General features: G+C 63.8%; 10 protein-coding genes and 1 pseudogene. 8 read left to right on the forward strand and 3 right to left on the reverse strand.

The window, feature by feature from the left end; genetic code table 11:
• Positions 1–1,146: acetolactate synthase large subunit (locus tag ACK1U9_RS25405; protein ID WP_449110267.1), on the reverse strand; the 1,146-nt coding region annotated here is incomplete at its 3' end.
• A 170-nt stretch (positions 1,147–1,316) separates the two neighbouring features.
• On the opposite strand from ACK1U9_RS25405, the gene ACK1U9_RS25410 reads away from it, so the two are divergent.
• From ACK1U9_RS25410 to ACK1U9_RS25440, 7 genes are all read left to right on the forward strand, one after another.
• Positions 1,317–2,198 carry a LysR family transcriptional regulator gene (locus tag ACK1U9_RS25410; RefSeq protein ID WP_046614113.1) on the forward strand — a complete coding sequence of 294 codons (882 nt, stop codon included), beginning with the start codon at positions 1,317–1,319 and terminating at the stop codon, positions 2,196–2,198.
• A 285-nt stretch (positions 2,199–2,483) separates the two neighbouring features.
• Positions 2,484–3,449, forward strand: a complete 966-nt coding sequence (locus tag ACK1U9_RS25415) for an amino acid ABC transporter permease (protein WP_085600943.1) — start codon at positions 2,484–2,486, stop codon at positions 3,447–3,449.
• A 15-nt stretch (positions 3,450–3,464) separates the two neighbouring features.
• Positions 3,465–4,229 carry an amino acid ABC transporter ATP-binding protein gene (locus ACK1U9_RS25420; protein WP_108481172.1) on the forward strand — a complete coding sequence of 255 codons (765 nt, stop codon included), beginning with the start codon at positions 3,465–3,467 and terminating at the stop codon, positions 4,227–4,229.
• 61 nt (positions 4,230–4,290) lie between these two features.
• Entirely contained in the window at positions 4,291–5,130 is an 840-nt protein-coding gene (locus tag ACK1U9_RS25425) for an ABC transporter substrate-binding protein (protein ID WP_046614110.1), read from the forward strand.
• Between the two features lie 97 nt (positions 5,131–5,227).
• Positions 5,228–6,523, forward strand: coding sequence for an NAD(P)/FAD-dependent oxidoreductase (locus ACK1U9_RS25430; RefSeq protein WP_108481171.1), 1,296 nt, complete (start codon positions 5,228–5,230; stop codon positions 6,521–6,523).
• A 20-nt stretch (positions 6,524–6,543) separates the two neighbouring features.
• Entirely contained in the window at positions 6,544–7,014 is a 471-nt protein-coding gene (locus ACK1U9_RS25435) for an Lrp/AsnC family transcriptional regulator (RefSeq protein WP_046614108.1), read from the forward strand.
• Positions 7,015–7,238: 224 nt separating this feature from the next.
• Positions 7,239–8,423: an MFS transporter gene (locus ACK1U9_RS25440; protein ID WP_108481169.1), complete on the forward strand. Its 1,185-nt coding sequence runs from the start codon at positions 7,239–7,241 to the stop codon at positions 8,421–8,423.
• Positions 8,424–8,543: 120 nt separating this feature from the next.
• On the opposite strand, the gene ACK1U9_RS25445 is transcribed toward ACK1U9_RS25440, so the two are convergent.
• The gene (locus ACK1U9_RS25445; RefSeq protein WP_085600947.1) at positions 8,544–9,806 is read right to left on the reverse strand and encodes a HAMP domain-containing sensor histidine kinase; all 1,263 of its coding nucleotides are present in this window, start codon (positions 9,804–9,806) and stop codon (positions 8,544–8,546) included.
• Positions 9,803–10,504 (reverse strand): response regulator transcription factor, encoded by a 702-nt coding sequence (locus ACK1U9_RS25450; protein ID WP_046614105.1) that lies wholly within the window; start codon positions 10,502–10,504, stop codon positions 9,803–9,805. Before ACK1U9_RS25450 ends, ACK1U9_RS25445 begins: the two co-directional genes overlap by 4 nt.
• A 196-nt stretch (positions 10,505–10,700) precedes the next feature.
• Here ACK1U9_RS25450 and ACK1U9_RS25455 point away from each other — a divergent pair.
• Positions 10,701–10,860, forward strand: a pseudogene (locus ACK1U9_RS25455) (hypothetical protein); the annotation flags it as partial.

Here is a 10,860-nt window from a genome sequence, read left to right on the forward strand (position 1 = left end):
GATGCCGTTGTCCAGGGCAACGATGCCTTCGGACGGCAGCACGCGACGGATGTCGGCGACCATGCGCTGCGGGTAGACCGGGAAGCGGTTATCGTCGGCACCTTCGGCGATCTGTGCTTCGTTGGCTTCACGGATCGCCATCAGGCGGGTGAAGTCCCAGTGCGAAGTGTCGTTCAGCGCTTCGCTGATCTGCCACACGGCGTTGGCGATGTCGCCGATCACTTCCACCTGCGGGAAGTACACGGCATCGACTTCGGCAGAGCGGAAGTTGATGTGGATGACTTCGGTGCCGCCACGGACCATGAAGAACGGCGGCTTTTCGATCACGTCGTGGCCGATGTTGACGATCAGGTCGGCGGCTTCGACGGCGCGGTGCACGAAGTCACCCGACGACAGTGCGGCGTTGCCAAGGAAGCGTGGGTGACGCTCGTCGACCACACCTTTGCCCATCTGGGTGGTGATGAACGGGATGCCGGTCTTGTCGATCAGTTGCTTGAGGACCTTGGCGGTCATCTTGCGGTTGGCGCCGGCGCCGATCACCAGGATCGGGTTGCGGGCGTTCAGCAACTTTTGCACGGCAGCGTCGATCGCCACGTGCTCGGCCAGCGGGCGGCGGTGCAGGCTTGGCGGGATAGGCAGTGCGTCGGTCTGCTCGGCGGCGATGTCTTCTGGCAGCTCCAGGTGCACGGCACCCGGCTTTTCTTCTTCGGCCAGGCGGAAGGCTTCGCGCATGCGCGACGGGATGTTGTCGGCGGAAGCGAACTGGTGGGTGTACTTGGTGATGGGGTCCATCATGCCGCACACGTCGATGATCTGGAAGCGACCCTGCTTGGACTTCTTGATCGGCTTCTGGCCGGTGATCATCATCATCGGCATGCCGCCCAGGTAGGCGTAGGCGCTGGCGGTGACCAGGTTGGTGGCGCCAGGGCCGAGGGTCGACAGGCTGACGCCGGTCTTGCCGGTCAGGCGGCCATAGGTGGCAGCCATGAAACCTGCGGACTGCTCGTGACGGGTCAGTACCAGCTTGATCTTCGACTTGCGCAGGGATTCGAGCAGGTCGAGGTTTTCCTCACCGGGAATGCCGAACACATACTCGACACCTTCGTTTTCCAGGCATTGCACAACGACATCGGCGGCCTTGGCCATTTGGGGTACTACCTCAAAATCTTTGTGGGATTGCAGATTTATTAAGCTGCGTGACTGAGATGTTGCAGGATGTCTCAGTGGCGCGCATCGTAGGCCCTCTGGTTAATAATAATAAATATATTGTTATGATGCTTGGCATCACAGTTTGTTATGAACGGTAAACCCCCTCCATGAACCTCAAGGCATTGCGCTGCTGCGTCGAAATCGTCCGCCAAGGCAGCTTCACCAAAGCCGCGCAGCACCTGCATATCGCCCAGCCGGCACTGAGCATGGCCGTTACCCGTCTTGAAGAAGAACTGGGCGTGACCCTGTTCAACCGCACCACGCGCAAAGTCCTCCTGACGGCCGAGGGCGAACGGTTTCTGCCACGTATCGAATCGGCACTGCGCGAAATGGATGTTGCCCGGCAAGAACTGCGCGACATGGCCGACCTGAAGCGCGGCGAAGTGCGCCTGGGTATCCCGCCAATGTTCGGCCTGCACTATGTACCCGGGTTGATGAACGCCTTCCGCAAGCTGTACCCGGGTATTGCCATGACCGTGTTCGAAGGCAGTGCCGAGGACATCGGCCATCGCCTGGAACAACGGGAAATCGACCTGGCGTTGCTGGAGTCCAGGCGCGTGCCGCCCGACAAGGAATCGATCCTGCTGGGCAGCGACGAGATGCTGGCGTGCATGCACCCTGACCATCCCTATGCCCGCAAGGCCTTTCTCACGGCCGAGGACCTGCGCAATACCGACATGGTGGTATTCGACCGCACCTTCGTGCAGCGCCACCTGCTGGACGCGTTCTTCGCCGAACATGGCATCACTTACCAGGTAGCGCTGCAGAGCAACTTCGTGTCGCTGGTGGTGCAGGCCGCGCTGGACAACATGGGCGTGGCGACCCTGCTGCGCTCGGTGCAACAGCGCACGCCGGGCATCGTCGGCGTACCGTTCCAGCCAGCGCAGCAGATGAGCTTCCGCTTGTGTTGGCGCTCGGGGGAATACCTGTCGCTGGCCAGCAAGCGCTTCATCGATTTTGCCGCGCAGACCCATTACCTGGAGCGTTGAAGCCAGCCTGTGCCGGCCTTCTTCGCGGCTAAAGCCACTCCCACAGGGGGAGTGCATACCGCAAGCCTGCAGTGATCCCTGTGGGAGCGGCTTTAGCCGCGAATACCCGCGCAACCGGTGGCAGACGATTTAACGGGGGCAGGCAGCAAATGTCAGGTAATGCTCCCACCAAATGCCAATACAAACCTGTAAATCGTTGCAATTCGTCAGGTTCTTGCATGCGCTTCGCCTCCCTACAATGGCCTCACAACAACAAACGAGCCCAGCTCCGTGAGGCACGACCCCATGTACAGAGACCACATCGTCAAACCGCGTGCGACCGACAACCCTGCGTTCATGGCCCTGGCCACCACCGTAATCTTTGCACTCGCCCTGCTCTACGGCGTGGGCGACGGTAGCCTGGCCCGGCTGATGGGCCCGATCGTGCTCGACCTGCAGGCACCGCTACTGCGCAACATGGCCGTGGCCGGGACCTTGGCCATCACCCTGGTACTGAATCTGTTCATCCTCGGCCGCTTTGCGCTACGGGCCCAGGTGATCACCGTCTGGTTCGAACTGTTGCTGCTGTTCCTGCTGTTCTTCGACACCTTCGACCTGTCCTACAGCTTCATTGCCAGCAAGGTCGGCTTCATGATCACCCAAGGGGTGTTCACCACCGTCTACGTGTCCACGATCTCGATCGCCATCGCCTTCGTCCTGGCCCTGATGGGTGCCACTGCACGCTTGTCGTCCAACGGCTTCGCCATCGCCATCGCCAGTTTCTATACCTCGTTCTTCCGCGGTGTACCGCTGCTGATCCAGATCTACCTGATCTATCTCGGCATCCCCCAACTCGGCTATGTGGTCGGTGCAGTGCCGGCGGGCATCCTGGCCCTGTCGCTGTGCTATGGCGCCTACATGACGGAAATTTTCCGCGCCGGCATCAGCAGCATCCCGCGCGGGCAGTGGGAAGCCTCGCGAGCGATTGGCCTGACACCCTTCCAGGCGATGACCCGGGTGATCCTGCCGCAGTCGATGCGCCTGATCATCCCGCCCACCGGCAACCAGTTCATCTCCATGCTCAAGGACAGCTCGCTGGTGTCGGTGATCGGCGTGTGGGAATTGATGTTCCTGGCCCGCACCCAGGGCCGCGCGGAGTTCCGCCACCTGGAAATGCTGATTACCGCCGCCGTCCTGTACTGGGTGCTGTCGATCCTGCTCGAAACCGTGCAGTCGCGCCTGGAAAAACGTTTCGACCGCGCCCACCGCTGATCGAGGAGCATCACGATGAATCAAGTAGTCACCCCCGCTGCCGCCCAGGCCGCCGTGTCGATCCGCGGTCTGCAGAAATGGTACGGCGAGTTTCACGTACTCAAGGGTATCGATCTGGAAATAGCCAGCGGCGAGATCGTGGTGGTCTGCGGCCCGTCAGGCTCGGGCAAGTCCACGCTGATTCGCTGCCTGAACCTGCTGGAGGACTTTCAGAAAGGCCAGGTGCTGATCGCCGGCAACCCGCTGGGTCGTGATGCCGCCAGCGTGGCCGCCATTCGCCGCCAGGTCGGCATGGTGTTCCAGCAGTTCAACCTGTTCCCGCACCTGACCGTGCTGGAAAACCTGATGCTCGGGCCGCGCCTGGTCAGCAAGCTCAGCGAGGCCCAGGCCCGCGCCCTGGCCCTGGAGTACCTGGAGCGGGTTCGCATCGCCAGCCAGGCCGACAAGTTCCCCGGTCAGCTTTCCGGTGGCCAGCAACAGCGGGTAGCCATTGCTCGCGCGTTGTGCATGAAGCCGCGGATCATGCTGTTCGACGAACCCACTTCGGCACTGGACCCGGAGATGGTCAAGGAAGTGCTCGATGTGATGGGTGAGCTGGCCCAGGATGGCATCACCATGCTCTGTGTCACCCACGAAATGGGCTTCGCCCGACGGGTTGCCGACCGCATCATCTTCATGGACCAGGGCCAGGTCATCGAGCAGGCCCGGCCCAACGACTTCTTCGACAACCCGCGCCATGCCCGCGCCAGGGAGTTCCTTTCGCAGATTCTCAGCCACTGAGGCCTGTGTCTACCGCTGTGCCAACACCACAACAACAATTGCATACCCGGAGACTTATCGAATGAACCCACTTGCACGCTTGTTCGCACTCACCGCCGTCGCCGGTAGCCTGGCCCTGATGACCGGTGCCGCCTGGGCGGGCGCCACCCTGGATCGCATCCACCAGAGCAAGGTCATGAAAGTGGCCACCGCCGCCAACTGGCCACCGCAGTCGTTCCTTGGCGAGGACAACACCCTCAAGGGCTTCGATATCGATGTTGCCAACGAAATCGGCAAGCGCATGGGCACCACCGTAGCCTTTGTCACCCCCGAGTACGGCATCATCACTGCCGGGCGCTGGGCCAGCCGCTGGGACCTGTCGGTCGGGTCGATGACGCCTACCACCGAGCGTGGCCGCGTACTCGACTTCCCGGCCATCTACTATTACACCCCCTACATGTTCGCCGTGCACAAGGATGCCGCCGGCGCCAGCGCTGCCGACCTCAACGGCAAGACCATCGGCGTCGAGGCCGGCACTACCTCCGAGGACTACATCAACCGCCGGCTGAAGATCGACGCGGCGGACGTACCTGCGTTCAGCTACACCGTGGAGCCTGGCGATGTGCAGACCTACGGCGACAGCATGGGCCCGCTGGATGACCTGCGCATGGGCAACGGCACGCGCCTGGATGCCGCACTGTCGCCGCTGCCGACCATCATGGGTGCGATCAAGGCCGGTTACCCGATTGCGCCGGTGCAGGGCAAGCCCGCCTACTACGAACCGCTGGCCATCGCCACCGACAAGGGCGACGACGCCTTCAATGCCGAACTGGCCAAGGCCGTCGACAGCATGAAGGCCGACGGTACGTTGAAGCAGCTGTCCGAGAAGTGGTACGGCGCCGACCTCACGCAAGTGCAGTAACCCCATCACCCACAGACCAACGCCCTTCAGCTGAAGGGCGTGCGGCCCCCGCGTGCCCGTGGAACATGCAACGCCCAGTAAAAGGATGACCCAGCCGATGTTCAGCTACAGCAACAACTACTACACCGGAACCATGCGTCCAGCCCCACAACGCCCGGCTTTGGCCGGCGAAACCCGAGCCGATGTGTGCATCATCGGCGGTGGCCTGGCGGGCCTGAGCGTAGCCCTGGAACTGCTGGCGCGCGGGCGCTCGGTGGTATTGCTGGAAGCCGCTCGAGTTGCCTGGGGTGCCTCAGGGCGCAATGGCGGCTTCGTGCTGCAGGGCTGGTCCGAGGGGCTGTCGGCCATCGAACGGCGCTGCGGCAAGCAGACAGCGGCTGCATTGTTCCGGCTGTCACTGGAGGGCGTCGATATCGTCCGCGACACCATCGCCCGCCACCAGTTGCCAGGCTGTGCCGCGACCACCGGCAAACTCAGCGTGGTGCGCTACGACGACGCCGACAACCTGCAGCGCACCCGCGACCGCATGGCCCGTGATTTCGGTTTCGAGATGGAATACCTGGATACTCCTACGCTACGCAGCCACCTGAACACCGACCGCTACTACCAGGGGCTGCGCGACAGCCATGGTTTTCATTTTCACCCGCTGAACTACTGCCTGGGCCTTGCCGAGCTGGTCGAGCTTGCCGGCGGCCGCGTCCACGAGCAATCGCCCATGCTGCGGGTAGCACGCGAGGCCGGGCATCACCGCGTGACCACTGCCCACGGCGCGGTCACCTGTGCCGACGTGGTGTACTGCTGCGGCGGTTACGGCGGCGCCGAGTTCGGCCGACTGCGCCGAGCTTTCCTGCCTATCGCCACTTACGTGGTACTCACCGAACACCTGGGTGAACGCCTGAATGACGTGGTACGTACCACGGATGCCGTCGGCGACAACCGCCGCGCCTCGGACTACTACCGTATCGTCGAGGGTGATCGCCTGCTTTGGGGTGGCCATATCACCACCCGCAATCTGCAGGACGAACAACGGCTCGGGCAGTTGCTGACCCGTGACATTCTCAGCGTATATCCGCAGTTGCAGGGCTTGAAAATCGCCAAGGCCTGGTCCGGGCTGATGGGCTACGCCCGCCACAAGATGCCGCACATCGGCCCTCTGGGCCCCGGGTTGTGGGCCTGTACTTCGTTTGGGGGGCATGGTATGAACACCGCACCCGTGGGCGCCAGGGTGGTCGCCGAGGCGGTGTGCGGCGAAACCGACCGTTATCGCCTGTTCGATGCCTATGGCCTGGAATGGAACGGCGGGCCGTTCGGGCCTGCTGCGGCACAAGCGGTGTATACCGGGCTGAAGCTGATGGACCGGTTTCAGGAAGCACGCTCGCAATACAACAACTAGAACGACTACCAGGAGTCGCCATGGACGCCCTCCCCCCCGGCGCGCTGTTCAAACTTACCGAAAAGGACCGCCAGTTGCTGGCGCTGCTGCAGGCCAACGCCCGTGAGCCCACCGCCTCGCTGGCACGCAAGCTGGGTGTGTCGCGCTCGGCGGTGCAGGAGCGCATCAACCGCCTGGAGAACGCCGGTGTGATCACCGGCTACAGCGTGCGCATCGACCAGGACAAGCTGCAGCAGGTGATCAACTGCTTCACCATGACCTCCTGCAGCAACAAGAGCTACACCGACGTGATGACCACCTTGCGCAAGATGGAGTCGGTGCAGGCGGTGTACGCGGTGTCGGGCGAAATGGACTTCATCATCCACCTGACCACCCATACCTTGGGCGAACTGAATGCCGAGCTGACCCGTATCAACATGATCAAGGGCGTGACGCATACGGCGTCGCACATTGTCATGGAGACCAAGTTCAGCAAGAAGCTGACGTTGTAACCCCCTCCCAGGCTTTTCCAAGGCCTTGTGGGAGCGGGCGTGCCCGCGAACACCGGCGCAGCCGGTGCCATCCGTGCGGGACTCTTCGCGGGCATGCCCGCTCCCACATGTGCCCCCGCCAGACGTAAGAGTACGAGGAAGCCGGCCACCTTCCTCGACGTCACCGGCACGGATTGACTATGATCCCGCCTTGAACGTTTCAGCATGTTTCAACAAGGACCCAGATGTCAGTTCAGGAACTACCCCCTCTCCCTGGTAAAAGTACCGTCGCGAAAATGGAAGCCGCCATGGCGCTGGGCAGCTTTGCCATTGGCACCGGCGAGTTCGCCATCATGGGCCTGATGCCCGATATCGCCAGCAACTTGCAATTGAGCGAGCCCCAGGTGGGCCATGCCATCAGCGCCTATGCGCTGGGGGTGATGGTTGGCGCCCCCACGCTGGCGATCCTCGGCGCTCGGCTGTTGCGCAAGCACATGCTGCTGTTGTTGATGGCGCTGTACGCCCTTGGCAACCTGGCTACCGCCTTCGCCCCCTCGTTCGGCGGCCTGGTCGCCTTCCGTTTCATCAGCGGCCTGCCCCATGGCGCCTACTTCGGCATCGCGGCGGTGGTGGCCTCGAGCATGGTGGCCAAGGACCAGCGGGCGGGAGCCGTGGCCCGGGTGATGATGGGGCTGACCCTGGCCATGTTGCTCGGCAACCCGGTTGCCACCCTGCTGGGCCAGTACTTCGGCTGGCGCTCGGCGTTCGTGCTGGTCGGCGCGATCGCCGTGAGCACCATCGCTCTGGTCTGGCACATCGTGCCCCAGCGTCACGATGAAGTACGCAGCGACCCGCGCAAGGAACTGCAAGCATTCACATTGCCGCAAGTGTGGATGGCACTGGGCATCGCCTCGATCGGCTTTTCCGGCATGTTCTGTGTGTTCAGCTACCTTGCGCCGACCATGTTGCAGGTAACCCAGGTGTCACCGCAGTGGATTCCGTTCGGCCTGGCGGCGTTCGGCTTCGGTGGCATCGTCGGCAACATCGCCGGTGGCAAGCTGTTCGACCGCCTGCAGTTCCGCGCCGTCGGGCTGGTACTGGTGTGGTCGATTGCCGTGCTGCTGTTCTTCAGCTTTGCCGCGCAGGCGCTGTGGAGCCTGCTGCTGGGCATTGGCCTGGTCGGCACCATGATCGCCCTTGCGGCGCCGTTGCAGATTCGCCTGATGGACATTGCCCATGAAGCGCCAAGCCTGGCGGCGGCGTCGAACCATGCGGCGTTCAACCTGGCCAATGCGCTGGGGCCGTGGCTGGGTGGCATGGCGATTACCGCAGGCATGGGCTGGACCAGCACCGGTTACATCGGCGCGACTACGGCGCTGGTCGGGCTGGGGATCTACCTGGTGGCACGGCGGATGAAGGGTGGGCACTAAGGTTGAGGCCTGACAGATAGCTTGAACGGGGCTGCCATGCAGCCCATCGCCGGCAAGCCAGCTCTCACAGGTACAGCGTTGCTCTCGAGGTTGTCGCTGTACCTGGGGGAGCGGCCTTGCTCAGCCAGGGTTTGCCTGCGGCAGCTCGATGCGCACCCGCAACCCGCCACTCGCGGCAGCCAATGCGGTGATGCTGCCGCCGTGCAAGGCAACGGCCCGCTGGGCAATCGCCAGGCCCAGGCCAAAGCCGTCACCGTCATTGTCGGTGCCGCGGTCGAATGGCTCGAAGATGCGCTGCAGGCGCGCCGGCTCGACGCCCGGGCCATGGTCGCTGACGCTGACCTGCAACCATTGCCCGCCCGGTGCCAGCGCGGCCTCGACCAACACCTCGGTACCCGCTGCGGTGTAGCGCACGGCATTACGGATGATGTTCTCGAACGCCCGGTACAGCAGTTCTTCATGCCCATGAGTGATGAACGTGCCCTGGGCCTGCAAGCAAACCTGGCACTGTTTCATGCCAGCCTCGAAGCGGGCGTCTTCGACGATTTGCGCCAGCAGTTCGACCACATCGAGGCTGGCGAAGTCGTCCCCCTGCCGGGACTGGGCGCGGGCCAGGGTCAGCAACTGCTCGATCAGGTCGTCCATGCGGCGCGACTCGCGCTCCACCCGTTCAAGCATGTCCAGCCGGTCCGGTTGCTGGCGCATCAGGCCGATGGCGGCATGCATGCGGGTCAGCGGCGAGCGCAGTTCGTGGGAAATATCGTGCAGCAGATTCTGCTGCGCCTGCACCAACGCCTTGAGCTGACCGGCCATGCGGTCGCAGTCTTCGGCCAGTTCGACGATTTCGTCGCGGCGCTTGCCCAGCCTGGGCTTGACCCGCACCTCGAAACGGCCCTGGGCGACCTGGCCCATGGCTTCGCGCAGCCAGGCCAGCGGGCGGGTCAGGTACAGGCTGCACAGCAAGGCGAACAGCGCGCTCATCAGCGTGCCGGTAAACAGCGGGCCCATGCCGCGCGGGCGTGGTGGCTCGCCAATGGTCGTGGCCACCGAAGCGCGCAGCACCAGCGGGCGGCCGTCACGGTCGCTCAGCGCCTGCTCGAACCGCGCCACTGATACCGCCCTGCCGGCCAGCAACCTGCCCTGGCTATCGTAAAGGCCCACCTGCACATCCGGCGGCTGCGGCAATACCTCGAGCAACTGTCGGCCAGCCTGCTCGCCGTAACGTTGCAACAGCTGCAGTTCGGTGGCCAGCAGCGAACGCAGCGCCGGGGTATCACCACGCAGGTCATTGAGCATGAAGGCGCCCGCGCCCACCAGGAAGGTCAGGGTGTTGGCCAGCCAGAAGGCCAGGAACAGCTTCCAGAACAGCCGCCGGCGCATCATTCGACAATCAGCATGTAGCCCATGCCGCGCACGCTCTGGATCCAGCTGCTGCCATCGGCGCGCGGCCCGAGCTTTTGCCGGATGCTGCTGATGTGCACGTCGATGCGCCGGTCGTAACGGGTCAGCGGCCGGCCCAGGGCATTGAGCGACAGGTCCTGCTTGCTGACCAGCTGGCCGGCCTGGCGGGCCAACGCTTCGAGCAGGCTGAACTCGGAGCCGGTCAGCTCGAGGGTGGCAGCGCCCCAACGCGCTTCGCGGCGACCGGGCCACATGTTCAAGGCACCGCTGCGCACCTGTTCGGGCGCCTCGGGCACCATGCCGTCACCCATCGGCTGTGGCTGAACACGGCGCAGGATCGCCCGCAGGCGCGCCACCAGTTCGCCGGGGGAGCTGGGCTTGGGCACATAGTCATCGGCGCCCAGTTCCAGGCCGGCGATGCGGTCGATGTTGTCGCCCCGGGCTGTCAGCAACAGCACCGGTACCTGGCTGCGCGCACGCACGCGCCGAAGCACTTCGATGCCCGAAATGCCCGGCAGCATCACGTCCAGCACCACCACCTGATAGTTGCCGGTCAATGCCTGGGCTTCGCCCTCCTCGCCAGTATCGACGGCGGTGGCCTGGAACCCTTCGCGGGCCAGGTACAAAGAGAGCATTTCGGTGAGTTCGCGGTCATCGTCGACCAGCAGCACGGGGATCATCAGGGCCAGGAATCATGATTGTAGGGGTTGCAATGATCGCCCCGGCGGCCGGCACTGTCACCGCCGGGCGGTCGGACTTTACACATCTTTACCCTCGGCTAACCGCGCCGAACACAGCCCGCCCGTATCCTCATCGCCCGCTGCATGCGGGTTGCCCGCGCTTGCTCCCTCCGAATCCGCTTGTCTGGAACCCTCGATGAACTACCCGCGCCTGTTGCTCTCCGTCCTGCTGCTGAACGCCACGCTGGCCCAGGCCTCCCCATTCAGGATCGCCGATATCCGCGTCAACGGCCTGCAGCGGGTTTCCGCCGGCAGTGTCTTCGGTGCCTTGCCGCTGAACGTCGGCGACCAGGCCG

Source organism: Pseudomonas sp. XP1 (assembly GCF_053557675.1).

Excerpts from the sequence above, each read along its gene's own strand:
- ACK1U9_RS25410 (WP_046614113.1), top strand. The coding sequence starts at position 1,317 with ATGAACCTCAAGGCATTGCGCTGCTGCGTCGAAATCGTCCGCCAAGGC.
- ACK1U9_RS25415 (WP_085600943.1), top strand. The coding sequence starts at position 2,484 with ATGTACAGAGACCACATCGTCAAACCGCGTGCGACCGACAACCCTGCG.
- ACK1U9_RS25420 (WP_108481172.1), top strand. The coding sequence starts at position 3,465 with ATGAATCAAGTAGTCACCCCCGCTGCCGCCCAGGCCGCCGTGTCGATC.
- ACK1U9_RS25425 (WP_046614110.1), top strand. The coding sequence starts at position 4,291 with ATGAACCCACTTGCACGCTTGTTCGCACTCACCGCCGTCGCCGGTAGC.
- ACK1U9_RS25430 (WP_108481171.1), top strand. The coding sequence starts at position 5,228 with ATGTTCAGCTACAGCAACAACTACTACACCGGAACCATGCGTCCAGCC.
- ACK1U9_RS25435 (WP_046614108.1), top strand. The coding sequence starts at position 6,544 with ATGGACGCCCTCCCCCCCGGCGCGCTGTTCAAACTTACCGAAAAGGAC.
- ACK1U9_RS25440 (WP_108481169.1), top strand. The coding sequence starts at position 7,239 with ATGTCAGTTCAGGAACTACCCCCTCTCCCTGGTAAAAGTACCGTCGCG.
- ACK1U9_RS25445 (WP_085600947.1), bottom strand. The coding sequence starts at position 9,806 with ATGATGCGCCGGCGGCTGTTCTGGAAGCTGTTCCTGGCCTTCTGGCTG.
- ACK1U9_RS25450 (WP_046614105.1), bottom strand. The coding sequence starts at position 10,504 with ATGATCCCCGTGCTGCTGGTCGACGATGACCGCGAACTCACCGAAATG.